The sequence below is a fragment of the Sphingobacterium zeae genome, from assembly GCF_030818895.1.
GTDB classification, from domain to species: Bacteria; Bacteroidota; Bacteroidia; order Sphingobacteriales; family Sphingobacteriaceae; genus Sphingobacterium; species Sphingobacterium zeae.
Genome location: NZ_JAUTBA010000001.1, coordinates 5,054,361 through 5,075,294, shown reverse-complemented (window position 1 = coordinate 5,075,294; position 20,934 = coordinate 5,054,361). Strand labels below are relative to the sequence as shown.

The window sequence follows — 20,934 nt, the reverse complement described above, 5'->3', positions numbered from 1 at the left end:
TAGATTTTATAAATAGACCGATTGGTGATGGGGATGTCCTTTATAGATCCAGGTGATCTTGTGGTGAGACCGGATGATTTCGGCAACGATGTCAAAATAGGTTTCTCCCTGCCCCGCTTTTAGTTCCTCTATTTTTTTTTGAAAATGTGTTTGATTAAATGGGGATCGTGCACCAAGTTTTCCCTGGTAATACGCCAAAGTGGTTTCGATGCCCAGCGATGCGCTGCTATGGTCAATATCTTTCCAGACAATAGCATGGGAAGTGGCATCTTTAAAAATGCCAAATCCCCCGTACAGCAGATCGTCAAAGCCATCTAGACTTCCGATCTTCCAGCTTTCGCTGGACATGTAGACAGCATTAATTTCTTCGTAAAAACTGGCAATACTATCAATTTTATTACCATCGATGAGTGCCACGCCAAGATCGGGATTCCTTCGTGAGAGTTGTTCAAAATCGTTCCAAAGATCTTCATTTCGTAAGAAAAAAAACTCTTCTCGATCTTGCCAATTAGCTGCAAATTGAGCAAGATCGGTTCGAATTGTTGGAAGGCTATCACGCATTGAATGTAAAAAGGCAGTAAATTCGGCGCGATCCAAATCACTGACCATAAAATGAGCAAGTGTACCGACCAATTTCTTTTCATCTTTTTTCATCTCCGACCGTAGTTTTTAATCTTCAAAAATAGCTTCACCAATCCGTTCGCGGTTTTTTGACCAAGAAACCATATCTCTAAGAATAAATCTAATATTACGATTTACTGATTTAGCTGCAATGGTGTAGCAACTCTTGTGAATATACACTTTCAGTTTGAAATTGTTGTATTTGGATAGCAATATCCTAACGATATTGTCTTCCTTAGCGGTTGGGTTTTTAATAAAGTGTATTGGAAATGCCGCGCGCTGACAATTTGTTCGTTGCAGGATAAAAACAATTGGATATAACGTTCATTATAGGAAATTTTCGTCCTTTTTCTTATAAGTGGTTGTTAACATAAAGTGCATTGGTTATAAGTTAATTAACATTGTTATGCACATTTTAGTTGTCCCGTCTTTAGCTGGAATGCCCAATTGTGATAAATAGGGCTCCATCTTTTTTTTTAACAAAATATCTTCTGTATACGAGAGAATTAACATGTTTATTAACAATTTTTGGAGCGCTTTTTTACAAATTCGCAGCGAAGCGCATTTTAGTGAAAGTTTCCCAATAAATTAACATTTTAATAATCTACCGGGGCTATCTTTGCGAAGTGAACACTACCGAAGCCAAATTTGATAACCACCATGTACTGCGCTTTAAAGAAGGTGACCCCATGGCCTTTGCTTATTTCTTTGAGCAGTATTGGGAGGGGCTATACATCGTCGCTTATCGGCATCTTCAGGAGGAAGCTCAGGCTAAGGATCTTGTACAGGAAGTTTTTATTCATATTTGGGAAAAACGATTGCTCATCAACAGTGAATACGATTCCATAAAATTCTATCTCCATAAAGCACTCAAAAACAAAATTCTAAATTACTACGCTACTGAACGTGTTCGAAAACAAGCATTGGAAAAATCCATGGAGAGCATGGATGTGTTTTCCAAGTTAGACAGTCAGGCTTTTGCTCGGTATCAAGCCTTGGAAGCTATCGTAGATGATTCGATTGACAAACTACCCAAATTGATGAAGGCCGTTTACTTGATGCGTGCTGACAACTATTCGATTGCTCAAATCGCAGCTGAACTCAATCTCGCAGAACAGACTGTTAAAAACTATTTGTCGGAAGCCAAAAAGATCATGCGCCGTGAATTAACGCGAAGATTTGCAGACCACGATCCTATATTTTTATTGCTTATCGGTAGTTGTTTTCTTCATCATTATTTAATATAAACAACATATTGAATTAAAGTACTTTCGATGTTCTGACCTGTATTAATATAAAATTATTGCAGGTGGATTTAGAACGCTTTAAACTTATTATAACGGATTACCTTGGCGGAAAGTTGACCGACGAGGAGAAGCAACATGTGGACGACTGGTATGAGTCCATCGCCAATGAAGACATTAAGCCCTTTGCTGATGACAGTCACAGGGATAGGATCAAACGTGAATTATTGCTGCGTATTGAGGGAGCTGCTCCATCGCTCAAGGCCAAAAAGAAGACGGTCAGTAAATTCACCTGGCTATCGTCAGCAGCGGCAGCTATTTTAATCCTAGGAGGCATCAGTCTGCTATTTTTCCAGCACAGCCCGAAGTCGCTTTCTCGGAAGCCGACAGAAACGATCGCATTTCTGACGGAAACGGTTACGAATGCTGGAGAATTGAAAGAAATTCAGCTACCTGATGGCACATCTATCTTTTTAAACGGAAATACACGTATCCGCTACGATCGTAAAAGCTTTGCGTCAAATAGAACATTGTTGTTAGATCAGGGGGAAGCATTCTTTCGGGTCAGAAGGGATATTTTGCATCCATTTAAGATCGAAACTGGCGGTGTTTCTGTTGCCGTTCTCGGAACATCGTTCAATGTCAATAAATCAATGTGTACCAAACATGTCACTATAGAGGTTAAAACCGGGCGTGTGCGTGTTTCAAGTGAAAAAAATGAGGAAAACCATATTCTTACGCGCGGTAAGTCCATCAGGTATAGCCTTGCTAATAATCATTTTGAAACTTTCGATAAAGATCCGGGCATTGATCAATCTTTGGACACAAGGCGGCATATTCGTGAATAATGTTGGCTTTGAAGAACTTAAAGAGTTGATATATCGTCGATTTGGAGCTGTTCTGCATACCGACAGTCTGAATACCGATTCGTTCAACTATTCGCTGATGATACCTCAAGTACAATCATTGGATCAGGTGCTGACTATCGTTTGCAACATTCATCAAATTAAATTTAGGAGGGAGAAAAATGAAATAATCTTGTACAAATAAGCTGTAAGGAGCAGATCAGCATACGTTATCTGCTCAAGAAAAGTGCTCATCTGGCAAACCGCTAAATCGACCAGTGAGCACCAAAATATTCTTGTTTAAAACAATCATACAAATATATGTATAAAATAATTAAGCTTACCGGCCTTGCCACCAAGCTTGCGCTTTGCTCCTTGGTGTCTTGTGCCGTAGTCGACAGCCAGGCCAGGGTACTGGATCGGGGCAGCGCTGCACATTGGGATACGATCACTATCCATCTCTTGAATGGTAATGCCGCTCAGGCGATAGCACAGCTTTCAAAAGAAACAGGTCAAGCCATTGGCTATGATAGAAAAATGCTACAACTGGAGCGAATTTCAATAGCACAAAAGACATTTCAGCATGCGAGTTTTGAGGAAGTTCTTGCGTATATCCTGAACGGAACAAACATTCAATCAAAAAGAGTTTCAGGAGGTGTCGTACTTGTTAAAAATGGAAACAAACAAGAACTGTATGACTTAAAGTTACAGTTGGTCGATCGCACCAAACAGCCAATTCGCGGTGCCTCTGTACGTATTCCGCTCACGGGAGAAAGTGCTTTGTCTAATGCAGATGGTGAAGTAACCATCAAGTTGGCTGCGGGCGTGTACAATGTACTGATATCCCACATTGGCTATGAACTGAAAGAATTGACTGGTCTGAAGCTCGATGCCGGTGCAGCAGCTGTACGCCAAGTGATCTTAAAGGAAGATGACAACGAGCTGGATGAGGTCGTTGTGACGGCGTTGGGCATCAAACGTCAGGACCGCTCATTGGGTTATTCCGTTGGTAAAATCAAAGGTGAGGACATCAATCGCGTCAATAACGATAATTTTTTGGTTGGTATGGCAGGGAAAGTGCCCGGCGTATCAATTAGCGCGACCGGGCCCACTGGCTCAAGCGTGAATATGGTGATTCGTGGAGCGTCATCGCTCAGTACAGACAACCAGCCGCTGTTTGTAGTGGATGGTGTACCCTTGATGAACAGTTTAAATAATATCGGTCAGATCGGTGATGATAATAAAGTCGATTATGGTAATGCAATTGCCAATATCAATCCCGAAGATATCGACAATATTTCGATCTTGAAAGGACCTAGCGCAGCCGCGCTTTACGGCTCACGCGCAGGGAATGGCGTGGTGCTGATCACGACCAAAAGTGGCAAAAATGCAGAGAAGATGACAATTGCCGTTACAAGTAATACGGTATTTGATATTCCCTATAAATTTATTGAATTGCACAACAAATTTGCCAGTGGTACTTTACCGTGGAGACCCGGTGATCTGCCTGGTAATTTGGTGATCGAGGAAGAGTCGAGTGTGATGGTCGGACCAGCGCTGGATAAGGGTTATAAAGCTGTGCAATGGAATAGCCCCCTTGATGAAAATGGAAAGCCGATCCCGACCGAATTAAAAGCATATCCTGATAATATCAAAAACTTTGTTCAAACAGGGATTACGAGTACCAACGGGATTTCCTTGAGCAACAGGAGTGAAAAACTGGACTATCGTTTCTCTTACTCCAATATGACCAATAAAGGAATTATCCCCAATTCGGACCTGTTCAGAAATACCTTGAATGTTAATTCAACCATGCGCCTTCGCAACAGCCTGACTTTGGGACTCGCATTGGATGCCAGTAGAAATAACTCCAACAATAGGCCCGCAGGAAACCGAGGAACCAATCCGATGCAAGCGGCCTATGAAGTTGCTCCACATATCAATATACTAGATTTGCAGGATTATTGGCTGCCGGGACAGGAACAGATTCAACAGCGCTCGCAGTCTATCGGTAACCACAACAATCCCTATTTTCTTGCTTATGGGGTGAACAATGCGTTTACGAGAGACCGGATCTTTGGTAATCTGAGGTTGGATTGGACTATCAAAAAAGACTGGACTGCAATGCTCAGGTATGCAACGGATATTTACTGGGAAAATAGGGAAACGAAAATCCCTTACAGCTACGCCAACGAACCGAGAGGGGCCTATGGTATTGTCAATTTAATGAATATGGAGCAGAATATCGACTTTCTGACAACTTACACCAAAAAATTGGATGCTTTTCAGGTTACAGGCTCATTGGGCGGAAATCTGCGCTATAACCGGGGAAAATCGGTGCAAAACACCTCAAAAGATGGCGCTGGACTCATCACACCGGGGCTCTATACATTGGCGAATATCAGTCCACTCAATCTGGATTTTTACAGCACAATTTCTGAAAGGGCCATAAACAGTGTTTATGGACTGATCAATCTAAGTTATCAGGATATGGTTTACCTCGATGTAACCGGGCGCAACGACTGGTCCAGTACCCTACCTGTAAACAATCGGTCCTATTTCTATCCTTCGGCCTCCTTGAGTGTACTGGCCAACCAAGTGTTTTCTTTACCGAAAACAATCAATTTAGCAAAATTGAGAGCAGGTATTGCACGTGTTGGAAATGATACGTATCCCTACAATCTTTCCAACGTCTTGAGCAACCCTGGTAGCTGGGGTGACGTATTACGGCTAACGCGTTCGGGGTCACTTCTGGTTCCTAATCTGAAGCCGGAAATTGCAACATCTTACGAGTTTGGCCTGGATCTAGCCATGTGGAATAATCGACTGAAGTTTGAAGGAACCTATTATAAACTGGAAAACAAAAACCAAATTATTTCAACAACCCTTCCCGGTTCAAGCGGCTTTAACTCCAAAAATATCAATGCCGGTCTGTTGAGCAGCCGAGGTCTTGAACTGGCCGTATCTGGCCGGCCTATTGCCAAGGAAAATTGGACATGGGATATTGGTGTCAATTGGCACCGCAATCGTACTCGTATCGACAAACTCTCTGAGGGAGTAGAATTTTATACGTTTTGGACCGACGGCCGGGGGGGCGCACGTACCTACGTGGGGGAAGAGATCGGGGATCTATACGATTCTAAGTTAGTGACCGTGGAGGATCAGTCATCACCTTATTACGGGTTTCCTATTCTTAATAAAAATGGTTCGTGGCAGGCGGTAAGGATAAACAATAGCCGCAATAAAATCGGGAATTTCAATCCGGATTTCACCATGGGCCTGCAGTCAAGTCTTCGCTATAAAAAATGGACGATGAATATCGCCGCAGATATGCGTTTTGGAGGAAAGTTCATGTCCCAGACCTATCGCTATTTCGAATCTAACTTGACGACGCAACGCTTTCTTGACCAGATGATCAATCCTAATGGTATGACGGGCGAAACGTTGCGGAACTACTTGGTTGATAATGATCTTGTCCGTGTCCAAGGCAACCGCTATCCGATTGTTGGTGGACCTGGTGAAGAGTATGGTGGTTATCCAATCAGCGTAGGAGGCTTAGTCGGAAATTTTGGGGTGTTTAATCCCGGTGTTATCGCGCAATATGATACGAAAGGCAATGTAATAGGGTATACAGAAAATCTGGGCGGCGAGGGAACAAAATATATCGCTTATTCGGACAATTATCCTTGGGATTTTATGAACGCTGCAACATTTGATGCCTCTTTTATTAAGCTTCGGGAACTGTCCTTTAGCTATGATTTATCGGGAAAATGGCTGAAACGTGTTGGGATCGAAAATGGCAGTGTTGGTGTTTATACCCGTAACCTGATTTTATGGACCAAAGCGAAAGTGGGTATAGATCCGGAAATGGCCTTTCAGCCGGAAACTGGTATTGGATTCAAGCAGGGGATTGAACGCTATAACGTTACCCCTTGGTCCATGCCTGTTGGATTTAAAGTAAATGTGACATTTTAATACACGACATAAATGAAAAATCAGTTGAAGCGCTTCACCATGGCGATAGTGGGCCTTGGGATCGTATGGAATATGTCAGCTTGTAAAGATCTGACCGAGCTTAATATTAATCCGAACGGGGTAAGTGAAGAGGATGCAAATCCCAATCTTTTGCTGCCAACAATATTAACCGGGGCGGCAAAGAAATACAATGAACTCAGTTTCTCAGATCTTGGCGGAGTGATGCAGCATACGCAATTAGATGCCTGGTTCAATTCACATAATGATTATGAATGGACTGGGGGAATTTTGAGCTGGGATGCTTATTACGGATTTTTACGGGACAATGAGCTTATGCGCAGACGGGCGGAGAAATTAGGGCTGGATTTCCATAAAGGAGTTTCGTTGGTGATGCGCGCCTATTTATTTGGATTGGTGAGTGATCTGTGGGGGGATGCGCCTTATACCGATGCGTTAAAGGCGGAACTCGGAGATGCAGTATATAATTTTCCGAAATATGATGGTCAGGAGGTTATTTACAGCGGTATAATCGACGAATTGCTACAAGCTAATGAAATCCTATCGCGGCCAGATGCCTCGTATGAGGTACTAGCCAATGCGGATGTGTATTTTGGAGGTAAGGCTTCAAAATGGCGACGATTTGCCAACTCATTAGCTTTGCGGTATTATATGCGTCTTTCGGAAAAGTCTCCTGCTTTTGCCAAACAGGGTATTGAAAGTATGCTTGCCAATACCGAGAAATTTCCATTAATTAACAGTTCGACAGATGACGTGCTCATGGATTTTGTTGGAAATAATGCGAATGATTCCTGGCCTTCCAATACGTTGTATGATGCCAGCGGCAGTAATTTTAGGCGGATGAAAATGTGTGCAACATTGGTCGACCGACTACAGGAGCTTGGCGATCCTCGTTTATCGGTTTGGGCAAGAAAAATTGATATCCCCATTGAGATCCGCAGTAGCGAGCCCGTAGGTACCGATAAGATCGTCAACGGTGTTCGTATTGTGTCGCCTGACATCGTCAAAGGGGTACCTGTAGATACAGACAAAGAATATGTCGGATTGCCTCCAAGTGTTTCTAAAAATCCCTCGGCTTACAACCTTAATCCGACTCCAGGGCAGACTTCAATCAATCCACATGTTTCTTACCTAAATGATAGCTACCGCTCGGCAAAAGGAGGTTTATTAAAGGCAAGACTACTTTCGGCTTCAGAAGTAAATTTCATTTTAGCTGAGGCCGCTTGGAAAGGATGGAAGATGCCTGAAGCCGCTAAAACCTATTATGAGCGCGGCATTCAAGAATCTTTGACCAGTTGGGGTAAGGCTGCCGAATATTCCAATTATATCCGTCAGAAAGGGGTGGTTTTTGAAAACAGCCAAGCCCAAATTATTGAGCAAAAATGGATCGCAAGCTGGTCAACTGCCGCACAGTCGTGGTTTGATTACAGAAGGACGGGATATCCTGCACTAAAAGCAGGCCCTGCAGCTATTCGTACACAACTTCCGGTGCGCGTGCCTTATATGCAAACCGAAATGAGTGTGAATCAAAAAAATGCAGAAGAGGCCTTAAAGCGTATTGAAAAGACAGCATATTCACACGCAGATAATGAAAATAGTGCATGGTCAAAACCTTGGTTATTGCAAGGAACAAACAAGCCATGGTAAGTTCTGATCGTAAAATGAAAAGTCATTATATCCAGCGGTTCAATCGCTTATAAAATCAATATAAACATGAAAATAAAACATACTCTACTTGTCATCGGCGTTTGCTGTACTTTATTTGAAGCAAAAAGCCAAACCGCCAACGCGTATAAACAGCCAGAACGGATTACATTGACCTGGTCCGATGATCCCAGCCACACGCAGTCTGTTTCGTGGCGTGTCAATGCCGATAGGACCAAAATTATTGGTCAGGTTGTTGAAGAACAGCGTAATCCTGAACTTGAAGCAAAAGCGATTTCAGTACAGGGAATAGGAGTGTCTCTCGAGCAAGGGCAACAAGCCGATACCTATGGACAGGTAACCTTTCGTGACCTGAAACCCGGAACGGTCTATGCCTATCGGGTAGGAGATGGCACCATTTGGAGTGCCTGGAACCAATTCAGAACTGCGGAGAATTCTGGCGCCTTTTCGTTTATCTATTTGGGCGATGCGCAGAATGACCTACGGTCACGATGGGCACGTGCCATCCGTCGTGCTTTTCAACAGGAGGCGAATGCGCGCTTTATTGTTCATGCCGGCGACCTGATCAATCGCTCGAATGCCGACGAAGAATGGGCAGAATGGCATGAGGCCGCAGGATTTATACATCAGCTAATTCCGGCTGTCCCAACACCAGGGAATCACGAGTACCGCCGCGACTCGCTTGGCAAACTGGTATTGGATCCGCATTGGAACGTACAGTTCAACTTGCCTAAGAATGGTCCTAAGGATATGCAGGATGCTGTTTATTATTTGGATTATCAGGATCTGCGAATCATTTCCCTAAATTCTCAATTGATCATGCTAGATTCCACCGCGGCAGGGGTACAGGAAAAATGGCTGGAAAATGTGTTGTCATCATCACCAAAAAAATGGAACATTGTTGTCATGCACCATCCCGTATACTCTACGGCTAAAAATCGTGACAATACCATTCTGAGAGAACGTTTTAAACCTATTTTTGAGAAATATGGAGTGGATTTGGTTCTTCAGGGACATGATCATACCTATGCACGCGGAGGGCTTGGTAAAAAGCGTCCTATTTACGTTTTATCCGTCGCTGGACCGAAAATGTATGAGTCAAATTCCGAACGCTGGATGGATCGCGCAACCTCACAGACGCAACTCTATCAGGTCATTAAACTGAATAACAATAAGCTGTATTTTTCAAGCTACATGCTGAATGGTCAGCTGTTTGATTCTTTTGAAATGTCTAAAAAATAAACGAAAATGACGGAAAGTAATCCATTCAAACCGGAAGACTTTCCATCATTTTAATGGCGTGATTCAATCCATGACGGGATTAAGATGTAACTGCGTCGAGATTGCTGGTTGCTACGGTATAACAAAAAGAGATTGCTTTAAAAAAGTAGCTATATAATAATGAAAAAGATTTTATTTTCTACTGTCTTACTGGGTATGATAGTGAGTGTGACCACAGTCGTATATGGTCAATCGGCTGATTTGATTAAAAAGTTAAATCAAAAAAGTGTTCACATTGCAGCGCACCGGGGCGCTCATTTAAAACAGCCAGAAAACTCTATTGCTGCGATTGAAGAGGCCATTCGGCAAGGAGCTTCCGTCGTAGAGGTCGATGTACGGGCCAGCAAAGACGGTGTACTGGTACTGATGCATGATAAAACAGTGAACCGTACGACAACGGGACAAGGAGAGGTCGCCAAACATACCTATGCTGAGCTTCAAAAGCTCCACTTACGCAACCAAGCCCATGGAGGCGAATCGGAACATGTGATTCCGACCTTATCAGAAGCTTTGCGTGTAGCAAAGGGGAAAATCCTTGTTGATCTGGATTTTAAAGAAGATCGTAAAGAATTTGTCAAGACAACTTATACCCTTATTGAACAGGAGGGGATGGAAGACCAGGTATTGTTTTTCCTTTACGATTACAAAGACATGCCGAAGACGTACAAACTCAATCCCACGATCACACTGTTCCCCAGAGCACGTAGCATGGCTGACCTAGTGGCTATACTCAAGATGAGATTAACGACGGTTGTCCACCTTGATGAGTCGTTTATAGAAACTGAAGAACTAAACCAGCTGCGCGAACAGGGCATTTATTTTTGGATGAATAGTTTGGGGGAATATGACGATCGAGCGGCGAAGGACGGAAGCATGGCTTATCGGTCTTTCTTGGAAAGATATCCGTTTGTGCGGCTCATTCAGACCGACCAGCCAGGTCTGTGGCGTGAAGTGCTCTAACGGGAATCAAAATTTAACTTGATTATTGATGCTAAATCGTTAATTTAGTGTTTTGGAAACCGGTTGCATAGCCTAGTGCCGTGCTCATCCGGACCGTGATAAAGCACAGAAACAAAAAACAATAATCCATTTATGAAAGTCCGTATACTACTTTTGGCCGCAATGGGAGCATTGCTCTGTCCACCACTTCAAGCCCAACAATTTCCGTATAAAAACCGTAGTTTGCCTACCGAAAAGAGGGTAAGTGATCTATTGGGAAGAATGACTGTGGAGGAGAAGGTCGGGCAGTTGAGTAAATTGCTTGGCTGGGAAATGTATACGAAAGATGGAAAGCAGATAACGATTAGCAATAAACTACGGAAAGCAGCAAAAGAGCAGCATATTGGGTTATTGTGGGCGACATTGCGCGCTGACCCTTGGACACAGAAAACCTTATTGAATGGTCTGAGTCCGGTAGAAGCCGCGCGTGCTACAAATGCGATCCAACGTTATATGGTGGATAGTACACGACTGGGGATTCCGTTGTTATTGTCTGAGGAGGCGCCGCACGGACATATGGCTATAGGTGCAACCGTTTTCCCTACTGCTATTGGGCAAGCGAGTACCTGGAATCCGCAGTTGATTCAGGATATGGCATCGACGATCGCTAAGGAGACCTATGCAGTGGGCGGTAAAAACGGATACGGTCCTGTGCTTGATTTAGCGCGAGATCCCCGTTGGTCGCGTACGGAAGAAACCTATGGTGAGGATCCGTACCTGATTGGACAGATGGGAACTGCGATGATCCGTGGCTTTCAGGGCGAGAAGTTAGGGCAGCGCGATAAAATAATAGGTACATTAAAGCATTTTGTCGCCTACGCTGCTCCAGATGGGGGACACAATGGCGAGTCTGTGTCATTTGGCGAGCGTAGCCTCCGGCAATATTTTCTTCCGCCTTTTGAGCGTGCTGTAAAGTCAGGCGCTGGGTCGGTCATGACCGCATATAATAGTATCGACGGTATTCCGTGTTCAGCTAATCCTTGGCTGCTAAAAGACGTTCTACGTAAAGACTGGGGATTTACTGGTTTTGTTGTGTCGGATTTATTGAGCATATCGGGGCTCAACGGCGGTCACGCTACTGCTGCTACTGGTGAAGATGCTGCTTCGCAAAGTATTCATGCGGGACTGGATGTTGATTTAAGCGGAACTGGTTATGGTGCAAATTTGCTCAAGGCTGTACAGCAAGGGCTTGTTGAATCTGCTGTTCTCGATACGGCAGTTGCCCGTGTATTGCGGATGAAGTTCAATCTTGGCCTTTTTGATCAACCTTATGTGGATGAGAAATTAGTTGCTCAAAAAGTCGCTACACCACAAAATAAAATGATTGCGAGGCAAGTAGCCCGCGAGTCGATTGTTTTGCTAAAAAATGATCAGCAACTCTTACCGTTGAGTAAATCGTTGAATCGAATAGCTGTGATAGGACCGAATGCCGACAATGCCTATAACCAGCTGGGCGATTATACCGCGCCACAGGCCGACGGTAAAATTCAGACCCTACTAATGGGAATCCGGTCTGCGGTTGGTAAAAGTACCAAAATTGATTATGTTAAAGGCTGTGCAATACGGGATACGAGTAATTCGGATATCGCTGGCGCCGTAGCAGCTGCTAAAGAGGCCGATGCGGTAATTTTAGTTTTAGGAGGTTCAAGCGCACGTGATTTCAAAACCTCCTATCAGGCAACCGGAGCAGCCAATGTGGACCCCAATACCGTGAGTGATATGGAGAGTGGAGAGGGCTTTGACCGCGTTTCGCTAGATATGATGGGCGATCAGATCAAATTGATGCAGGCAATACAGGCAACAGGAAAACCCGTTGTACTTGTAACAATTATGGGGAGACCATTAAACTTGAATTGGGCAGCGGAACATGTACCTGCGATTGTGAACGCTTGGTATCCAGGACAAGAAGGAGGCTTGGCTATTGCCGATGTCTTGTTTGGCGACTACAATCCGGCAGGAAGATTACCGATTTCAGTACCTCGGTCAGTTGGGCAGCTACCAGTACATTACAATCATACAAAACCCAAACATCACGACTATGTAGAAATGTCGGCCAGTCCATTGTATCCATTTGGCTATGGATTGAGCTACAGCAGTTTTGAGTACTCCAATTTACAGATTTCTTTGAATGAGTCTGCGCATGATTTTACCTGTACCGTGTCGTTTGATGTTGCGAATACGGGAAAATTAGCTGGCGATGAAGTTGCTCAGTTATATGTTGTGGACGAGGTTAGTTCGGTTGTGACACCTGTGATGCAATTGAAGCGTTTTGAGCGTCGAAATATTACAGCAGGGAAGAAAGAAAACTATGTTTTTCAATTGACTAAGGAGGACCTCAAACTTTGGAATGCAGGTAATGAATGGAAGACAGAAAAAGGCAGGTTTAAACTTTTGGTCGGCGCATCTTCGAATGATATCCGACTGAAGGGAGAAACGGTTTTAACAAAGGATTATTAAATTCGAAACACGAAATATAACATGGGGCGGTTCAATTTTTTGGACCGCCCCATTTTTTTTAATGTTGTTCGTTGAAACTACCTACTGTGTCATTTCAAACTCCTGTACTATTTCGAAAATTCGATCCACAGCGATTCAGATTAAATGTTAGACAGTCTCTTTTTGCTGTATCGATAGCTTGGCTTCCTGGTCGGATCTACTGCTGCTGTTTCTGCTCAAGAAAGTTACCTGAGCACAATATGCTTAATACTTTTCCTGTTCCACGTATAGGTAATATGGATAAGACCATTGGCGTCCTGAATGATTGTTGGATAAGAATACTCGTCGTTCTTGACACCATCTTCTAGGGTTAAGACATCTTTCCACAGTAAACCATCCTTCGATATGGCGACATGGAGTTTTGTGCGTCCTTCCCACCAGTCGTTGCCAGCGATTGACGGGTTGAAGACGATCATAAAGAGGCCATTTTTCAGACGGATAGCATCAGTTGCTGAATTTGGGTTGAGTAGATTGGTTGCTTGCCACGGTCCCCAGGTAAGGCCCTGATCTCTTGAAAAAGCCGCCATTACCTTATTTTCTTTACTTCGACAGAGCACCTGAATGCGTCCATCTGTGTGTTGGATCACACTGGGCTGAATCACCTGGATGCTGGTATCAGGGCGAATCGGACTGACGGACCAGGAGCGGCCATGATCCCGGCTAATTTCTAGATGAGCTTTCCAGATTTCCTCCTTGGACTCCGTGCTGGAAGGGGAGAGAAGCAATCCGTTTTTCAAGGTGAGTGGTTTGTTTTTGATAGGTCCTAATATACCTTCAGGCAATTGTTGCGCTGCTGACCAGCTTGTTCCTTTATTGAGCGAATGTTTGACATAGCCTTTCCATTCTCTGGGGTTGGGCCCTATTTTATAATACAAAGAGAGGGTGTCACTGTGGGGGTATTGATAGAAGACCGGGTTCCATGATGGAAAGCGGTTGTCGCCAAGGATTCCATCTGCAATCTGTACAGGAGGCTGCCATTGCCCATGGTGATATAGGGAGCTCCAGATAACCACGTCGGGGTTAGATTCGTGTGTGCCGCCAAACCAGGCCGCCAATAAGCTGTCTTTTCCGATGACTTGAATTGTAGATGCATGACATTGCTTGAATGGAACCTCACCTGCGTGGAAAATTTGTTCTGAACGGAGAATTTGTGGTTTGTAGGTGGCGCAAGAAGATAGGAGCAGCGCGAATAGTGTCGAAAGTACGGTGATTTTTTTCATTGGAATTGACGGTTAAAAAAACTAAATTGTTGCTTTAAGTATCATTTTCTTTTTCCTGTACAGAAGTTTGGGGGCCAAAATGTACAGGCGATGACTCATAACTGCTGACTTTGTGAAATGATAAAATTGCGCTGAATTTAATTCAGCGCAATTTTATTCTATTTGCTTTGCAATTGGATTGCAGTAGCATAGTTAAATCGTGTAGCGGGGCTTCTCAACGTAATTTGGTTACCACGTTGAGACCAGTCCAATTTACCTTTATGACCTAAAATAGCGATCTTTTTTACATTGAAATTATCAGGTAATTCGAAAATATATTCATTGGGCTGTTGGTAAGTATCACCTTCAGAAAGATGGAATACATTGACCACTTTACTGTCCTTGCTTCGGGTGTAGTAGTAGTCACCTTGGTGATATGGGGCAATCGTCCGTGTTGCAAACACGGCAGTTTGATTGATTTTCATCCAGGCAGCCAGTTCGTTCAGGCGATCGTAAGCTGCCTGATCGTAGTCTCCATTAGGGCCGGGCGCTATGTTTAATAGGTAGTTTCCGCCACGGGAAATAATCTTCACCAATGTTTCGACAAGCTTCTTGGTTGGTTTGTAGTTGTCGTTGGGAACATAGCTGAACGAATCACCCATTGTAATGCAGCTTTCCCATGGAATATCCAAAGGATGTTCAGGAATCGCTTGTTCGGGGGTAACATAATTTTCCCAATTTCCGGGTACAGTACGATCTACGACAATAATGCCGGGTTGATTTTTTCTCGCCATATGACCGATGCGGTCCATGTCGATATCTTGTTCCACTTTGATTGTTCTTTGCCAATCGACAGACTGATCAATTGTTTTAAAAGGGCGTACCCAGCCTCCATCTAACCAAAGAATATCAACTTTTCCGTATTCTGAGGTTAATTCGTTGATCTGGTTATAGGTATAGTTTTTGAATTTTTCCCAGCGATCCGGGTGTTTTTGAGGATCATAGTTTACATTACGGTCTTTTGGGGGAAAGTAACTCCACCAGTAAAAATCTGTATGCCAATCAGGTTTTGAAAAATATGCACCGATTTTAAAACCATCGTTGCGAAATGTATTAAAAATTTCTTTGGTCACATTTGCTTTCGGATTCGTCGAAAACGGCGTTTTAGAAGATGTGATCTTATAATCGGACTCCTTAGTGTCGAACATCGCGAATCCATCGTGATGTTTGGTGGTGAAGACCACATATTTCATTCCGGCGCTTTTAGCGGCATCGGCCCACTTTTGTGGGTTAAAATCGGTAGGATTGAAGGTAGTCTGTAGATTGTTGTAATTTTTTACATACGCGTTGTAGGTCGCTCCATGCTCTGGTTTTCGTTGTGTCCAGCCTTCGTCTTCCGGGCACAAGCTCCAGCTTTCAACAATTCCCCATTGGCTATACGTTCCCCAGTGCATGAAAAGTCCAAACTTCATATCTTGCCATTGTTCGAGATTTTCAATCACTAATGGATCTGTCGGTTTTTGGTAGCCGGCAGATACGTTATGTGCCTGGCCGAACGCTAGTGTTGCGCTTGAAGCGATCAACGCAGTGAATATAATAGTTTTTAGTTTTTGCATGTATAAATATAGTGAAAGTGATAAAAAGAAAGCCACCTAAGGTGGCTTTCTATAATTAAGCGTGAAATGGCGTTAGTTAACGTCCCAAAATAGTTTATTATTGACGTTGTCTTGATCTTTTACAGCGCTATAGTTAGTACTGTTATTAGATAATTCTGACTGTGCAATATTCCATCTTACTGGTACAGTTTTTTGCCTATCTGAAGGTGCAACACGGAAACTCAAGATTGGATAGTCAAGTCTTCTTAATTCAGACCAATTTTCTACAGACTGAATGATGTTAAAATGTAACCATTTTTGCATTGCAATAAGTTGTATCTTATTACCGCTCCAACCGACATTTGTAATATATTTATTAATTTGTTCTGTCGTAGGGGCTGAAGGAGCGGCAACCTCATCGTTATTGCTCTTTGTTCGTAAATTTTGTTGCATTGCAATGGATAATTTAATCCCCTCTTCAAAAGAAGCTTTCGCATCAGCATCATTTCCAGTACGTGATTTAAACTCAGAAATTAAAAATTTGACTTCCGAGGCAGTCATTAATATACCAGGAAAAGTTTGATTTCTAGAATAAGTAGATCTGTTATATGTAGCAATCTTGCTTGGATTTGCTGTTGTGTTAATAAGCAATTCAGCTTGGCTTGCTGACGGAAGCGATGGATCCAACCCTATGTATTTCCCATTTGCTCCACCACCTGGTTCAAACATATATGGTAATCTAGGATCAGCTTTAGTAACCATATCATCAATCATCACTTTTCCCGCTATATTGTTATTACCTTCAAGCGCATCTCTAAATCCTTTAGAATTGATGTCTGTAGCAATATCAAATATATCTACTTGAATGTTGTCTTTATTATCTAACACTAAAGTGGAATTATTAATAATATCTGCAATTTCCTGATTGGAACGGGAAGAAAATGCTTGAGTTTGTCCAACTCTTGTCAACATACGAAGGCGAAGCGAGTTACAATATTTTTTCCATAGGTCTATTGATCCAGAGTTAATTAAGTCTTGGTTTTTGAATCCAGTCAAAATTCCTGCTCCTACACTAATATTATTAAGTTCGCTGCTAATTGATTTTAGATCATCTAACATAGCCGTATAAATATCGGTAGCTTTATCATACTTCGGATATGAAATTCTATAATCACCCCCGTTAGTACTCAATTTTCCTGCATCTGACCAAGGAATGTCGCCATGTAGATCAACCTGTTGTTGAGTCATATCATAAAAGAATATTTTTGCAGCTAGATAGAATATTTTTTTATCCTTTTTCTCTGACTCAGAGGAAGCATTATAAACTTTCTCAAATTCTCTGAATTGTGCTAAACCTTGATAATATCTTTCCCAGCGATCTGTAATAGCGGCCGCTCCCGGTGTTAGTTGTTCGTCAGAATTTTGCCATCCAATAGTCTGAATATAGCGGTGAATTGTTGGTGCAAGTGTTACAAAGTAATTTCTGTATGTTGGAATAACTAACTCGCGATATGTATACAATATACCAGTAAACTGTTTTTCTATAGTTGTTTCAGTAACTTTTGATGGATCACGGTAGAGTTCATCAAAAGATGTTTTTTTACAAGATGTTACTGATGCTAGTGAAGCTGTACATAGGCCAGCGATCACAAAATATTTATTAATTTTCATAAATTTAGAAACTTGCTCTTAGCATTAAACCATAAGTTCTTGTTGCAGGGCTAGTACCAGCATTTGATACTTGATTTGCCCAATATGATCCTCCTGTCATTTGTTCAGGATCTAAATCTTTTATGCTTCTATACAAAAAGAATAGATTACGACCAAAAGCGGAAATTTGAATGTTTTTAGCTTTTAATTTAGAGGTAACTGAAGATGGCAGTCTATAACCGAATGAAAGTTCACGCATTTTGATATAATTGTTATCTTTCACATATAGTCCATAGTTAGCATTAGAATACTGAGGTCCTCCCCAGTTGTATGTTTGAGCATAGTAGTAGGCTTGCGATATAATGTTTGTATTTTCTGAACCATCACTTAGTACACCTTGCATTAACATACCATCGTTAAAGACCTTCTCACCGTTTGGCCCTGAAGATCCGCTAGTTGCTATTCCCTTGCCATTGGAAAGATAATAGCTTAGCCCCCCATGTTCAGTATCCATTGCAGTTAAAGTTTCTTCCAGTAAGCCACGGCTATTCATCCAGTTTATTCCGGTTGGCATAACTTGTCCACCCCATCTAAAATCGACCAATGCGTCTAGTGTGAAATTTTTATAAGTAAACGTATTGATAAAACCACCAGTTAGCTTAGGCATCGCATTACCGGCTTTTATCCAATTGTCAGCATCTAGTTTATATAGACCATTATCAGATACGACTTTTTGTCCATTTGGATGAATTACATTTGGGTGAACCATAATGTCTCCCATTGATTGTCCCACCACTGCGATTAACTGTGCAGCGTTACCGTCATAATCTTTTATAAGAAGTTTTGAGTCAGACCCAGGTAGCTTCTCTACAACGTTTTTATTTGAGGCAAAATTTAATACCGAATTCCACTTAAAGCTTTGTGTCTGGACCGGTACACCTGTTATAGCAAATTCCCAGCCTTTATTTCTCAATGTTCCTACGTTTGCAAGAATAGATGAGGCTCCTGAGGAAATCGGAAGTGTAAAGTCTAGTATTTGATTGACAATTTTTCCATTATAATAAGTGAGATCTACACCAAATCTATTGTTAAACATCTTTGTTTCAAGCCCGAATTCAAATTCGTGTTTATTTTCTGGTTTAATCAATTCATTTCCGAAACTTGATGTAGGAACGTTTGTATAGAGTACCGGAAGAGATGTACCTTGAATTCCGAGTGAATTTTGTGTATAACTTAATGCACTTTTGTATATATCTGGATATTTACCCACAATACCGAAAGACCCTCTTAATTTCGCATAATTGAAAGCTTCTGGAAGATGAAATGCCTCGGAAAGAATTAAACTAGAGTTGACAGAAGGATAATAAAGCGTATTACGATCTGGATGCATAGTTGATACGACTTCTCTTCTTAGCGTTCCTTCTACAAACCAATAGTTTTTAAGATTAAAATTTAATGTCCCAAACAAAGCATCTTGGAGCCTATTTCGCTTGACACTATATCCTCTGCTTAAATTTACAGATGAATTCACGTCAAACCAATTTCTTACACTAAGACCGCCGCTTGTAGCAGCTTCGACATCAGTGCTTAGTGTCTTCGTTGCAGTATAACCTACTATTGCCCCTAATTTTATATCTTGTGTTACCTGTTTACTATATGAAGCTAGGAAATCCGCATAGTAGATATTTGCGTTTTGATTCTTTATTGAATAAAACCCAGTGTTCTCAAAAGCGAGAGGCTTTTCATTTGGTTGCTTATCTTCAATTCGTCCCCCCGTAACATCTGCTGAAAATCGAGCACGTAAGGATAGATCACTTGTTATTTGGTAAGTGTTCGTAAATGAACCTATAAGGCGATTTGAATATTCGTCATATTTCTTTGCCTTCACATTCCACATATAGTCTAAAACATCTGTTTTATAACCATTATATCTTAGGTTTTCATCCGGTGTCAAGCTTTGTGCTGTAGGGCCATCAACGACAAACTTATAACCTAAACTTGTTTGATACTTATCAAGATACCATTCGGGGTTATCAAATGTGGAGATCATGCCTGTAAAGTTGTTGATCAGACGATCTGTCAAAAAAGGTCTATTATGTGTATGCTGATTGACGAAATTTACAGTAACATCAGTAGTTAGTTTTTGCCATAATTTAAAACTACCACCTAAATTGGCAATATTCTTCTTGTTATACGAATCCAATGATGTCATCTGGTTGTCTTGGCGCGTCAACGAGAAGCGAAAATTAGAATTTTCTGTTGAATGTCCTAAAGCAAAATTTACAATAGTATTGTTCGGGTTATTAAATAGTTTATCGTAAGATTTTTGAGCAACATAGGGACGAACTTTTCCATCCCATGAAATAATTGGCTGACCATCGAATTTTGGGCCAAAATTTAGTGATGTACCTAATACTCCTCTATTCACGCCGTCAATTGCACGGTCAGCACCGTAATAGAAAAATTTATCTTCTGCTTGTCCTTGATTAGAATATTCTCTGCTATATCCTGGTCCCCTCACATCTTGGAACCTAGGTAGATAGGCAATTTGATCATGCGTGTACGTTGCATTAAAGTCTATGGAGAATCCTTTCCCTCCTTTTCCAGATTTAGTTGTCACCATGACAACACCGTTCAGTGCTTCTGATCCGTATAGGGCGGCAGCAGAAGCACCTTTAAGAATCGAAATATTTTCGATATCTTCAGGATTGAGATCTTCCAGTCCATTACCACGTGAACGTTGATCGCCCCAGTAGTCACTGTTGTTAAAAGTGCTTTGACGCATCGGAACCCCATCGATGATAACAAGCGGTTGTGAACTCCCTGTAATTGAATTTGTACCGCGTATATTTATATTTATACCTGAAGTAGCTCCTCCTGGTGCAGCTGCGATACGTACACCTGGCGCCTTGCCATAAAGTGCCCCGGCAAAGTTAGGAGATCCAGTTTTGGTCAGTTCTTTTGAGTCAACAGTTGACATGGCATAACCGAGTTCTTTCGGAGCTCTTTTAATACCCAATGCAGTAACCACAACTTCGTCCAAAGCGGATGCATCTTCTGTTAATTTGATATTAAGTGTTTTTGAAGAACCAACAGTTATTTCTTGTGATTTGTATCCAACAATAGATACCCGTAAGACTTCGCCCGGCGATGCTTGGATCGTAAACGACCCATTACTTCCGGTTTGCGTACCGCGAGCTGTTCCTTTTACGGAAACTGTTGCCCCGGATACAGGTCCCTTCGCATCTGAAACTATTCCAGAAATGCTTTGCTGCGCATAAAGCGATGTCGCACTAAAAAGTGTGCATAGCGCTAATCCTGCAGTTTTTTTGTAAAATAGACTCAT

General features: G+C 42.1%; 13 protein-coding genes. 8 read left to right on the top strand and 5 right to left on the bottom strand.

Annotated features, from left to right (window positions below; translation table 11 throughout):
- Window positions 1–6 precede the first annotated feature (6 nt).
- Window positions 7–654, bottom strand: a complete 648-nt coding sequence (locus tag QE382_RS21280) for a barstar family protein (RefSeq protein WP_307187669.1) — start codon at window positions 652–654, stop codon at window positions 7–9.
- Between the two features lie 593 nt (window positions 655–1,247).
- Between QE382_RS21280 and QE382_RS21275 the strand changes: the two genes are divergently transcribed.
- The 8 genes from QE382_RS21275 to QE382_RS21245 all read left to right on the top strand — a co-directional run bounded on the left by QE382_RS21275 (window position 1,248) and on the right by QE382_RS21245 (window position 13,105).
- Window positions 1,248–1,868 (top strand): RNA polymerase sigma factor, encoded by a 621-nt coding sequence (locus QE382_RS21275; RefSeq protein WP_307187668.1) that lies wholly within the window; start codon window positions 1,248–1,250, stop codon window positions 1,866–1,868.
- 62 nt (window positions 1,869–1,930) lie between these two features.
- A complete protein-coding gene (locus tag QE382_RS21270; RefSeq protein ID WP_307187667.1) occupies window positions 1,931–2,713 on the top strand; it encodes a FecR family protein in 783 nt (260 codons plus the stop codon).
- Window positions 2,706–2,915, top strand: coding sequence for a DUF4974 domain-containing protein (locus QE382_RS23630; protein WP_370877887.1), 210 nt, complete (start codon window positions 2,706–2,708; stop codon window positions 2,913–2,915). Before QE382_RS21270 ends, QE382_RS23630 begins: the two co-directional genes overlap by 8 nt.
- A 116-nt stretch (window positions 2,916–3,031) precedes the next feature.
- Entirely contained in the window at window positions 3,032–6,685 is a 3,654-nt protein-coding gene (locus QE382_RS21265; RefSeq protein ID WP_307187666.1) for a SusC/RagA family TonB-linked outer membrane protein, read from the top strand.
- A 12-nt stretch (window positions 6,686–6,697) separates the two neighbouring features.
- A complete protein-coding gene (locus tag QE382_RS21260) occupies window positions 6,698–8,350 on the top strand; it encodes a SusD/RagB family nutrient-binding outer membrane lipoprotein (RefSeq protein WP_307187665.1) in 1,653 nt (550 codons plus the stop codon).
- A 66-nt stretch (window positions 8,351–8,416) separates the two neighbouring features.
- On the top strand, window positions 8,417–9,610 hold the full coding sequence (locus QE382_RS21255) for a purple acid phosphatase family protein (protein ID WP_307187664.1): 1,194 nt from the start codon (window positions 8,417–8,419) through the stop codon (window positions 9,608–9,610).
- 159 nt (window positions 9,611–9,769) lie between these two features.
- Window positions 9,770–10,609 carry a glycerophosphodiester phosphodiesterase family protein gene (locus tag QE382_RS21250; RefSeq protein WP_307187663.1) on the top strand — a complete coding sequence of 280 codons (840 nt, stop codon included), beginning with the start codon at window positions 9,770–9,772 and terminating at the stop codon, window positions 10,607–10,609.
- Between the two features lie 132 nt (window positions 10,610–10,741).
- Window positions 10,742–13,105 carry a glycoside hydrolase family 3 N-terminal domain-containing protein gene (locus QE382_RS21245; protein WP_307187662.1) on the top strand — a complete coding sequence of 788 codons (2,364 nt, stop codon included), beginning with the start codon at window positions 10,742–10,744 and terminating at the stop codon, window positions 13,103–13,105.
- Between the two features lie 224 nt (window positions 13,106–13,329).
- Here the strand turns inward: QE382_RS21245 and QE382_RS21240 are convergent, their stop codons facing one another.
- The 4 genes from QE382_RS21240 to QE382_RS21225 all read right to left on the bottom strand — a co-directional run bounded on the left by QE382_RS21240 (window position 13,330) and on the right by QE382_RS21225 (window position 20,934).
- The gene (locus tag QE382_RS21240) at window positions 13,330–14,364 is read right to left on the bottom strand and encodes a sialidase family protein (RefSeq protein WP_307187661.1); all 1,035 of its coding nucleotides are present in this window, start codon (window positions 14,362–14,364) and stop codon (window positions 13,330–13,332) included.
- 158 nt (window positions 14,365–14,522) lie between these two features.
- Window positions 14,523–15,959 (bottom strand): alpha-L-fucosidase, encoded by a 1,437-nt coding sequence (locus tag QE382_RS21235; protein WP_307187660.1) that lies wholly within the window; start codon window positions 15,957–15,959, stop codon window positions 14,523–14,525.
- Window positions 15,960–16,031: 72 nt separating this feature from the next.
- The gene (locus QE382_RS21230) at window positions 16,032–17,609 is read right to left on the bottom strand and encodes a SusD/RagB family nutrient-binding outer membrane lipoprotein (protein WP_307187659.1); all 1,578 of its coding nucleotides are present in this window, start codon (window positions 17,607–17,609) and stop codon (window positions 16,032–16,034) included.
- Window positions 17,610–17,613: 4 nt separating this feature from the next.
- Entirely contained in the window at window positions 17,614–20,934 is a 3,321-nt protein-coding gene (locus QE382_RS21225; protein WP_307187658.1) for a SusC/RagA family TonB-linked outer membrane protein, read from the bottom strand.

Bases quoted from the DNA above. Each gene is read 5' to 3' on its own strand.
- QE382_RS21245 (WP_307187662.1), top strand. From the start codon at position 10,742: ATGAAAGTCCGTATACTACTTTTGGCCGCAATGGGAGCATTGCTCTGT.
- QE382_RS21235 (WP_307187660.1), bottom strand. From the start codon at position 15,959: ATGCAAAAACTAAAAACTATTATATTCACTGCGTTGATCGCTTCAAGC.
- QE382_RS21260 (WP_307187665.1), top strand. From the start codon at position 6,698: ATGAAAAATCAGTTGAAGCGCTTCACCATGGCGATAGTGGGCCTTGGG.
- QE382_RS21280 (WP_307187669.1), bottom strand. From the start codon at position 654: ATGAAAAAAGATGAAAAGAAATTGGTCGGTACACTTGCTCATTTTATG.
- QE382_RS21225 (WP_307187658.1), bottom strand. From the start codon at position 20,934: ATGAGTCTATTTTACAAAAAAACTGCAGGATTAGCGCTATGCACACTT.
- QE382_RS21230 (WP_307187659.1), bottom strand. From the start codon at position 17,609: ATGAAAATTAATAAATATTTTGTGATCGCTGGCCTATGTACAGCTTCA.
- QE382_RS21255 (WP_307187664.1), top strand. From the start codon at position 8,417: ATGAAAATAAAACATACTCTACTTGTCATCGGCGTTTGCTGTACTTTA.
- QE382_RS21250 (WP_307187663.1), top strand. From the start codon at position 9,770: ATGAAAAAGATTTTATTTTCTACTGTCTTACTGGGTATGATAGTGAGT.
- QE382_RS21265 (WP_307187666.1), top strand. From the start codon at position 3,032: ATGTATAAAATAATTAAGCTTACCGGCCTTGCCACCAAGCTTGCGCTT.
- QE382_RS21240 (WP_307187661.1), bottom strand. From the start codon at position 14,364: ATGAAAAAAATCACCGTACTTTCGACACTATTCGCGCTGCTCCTATCT.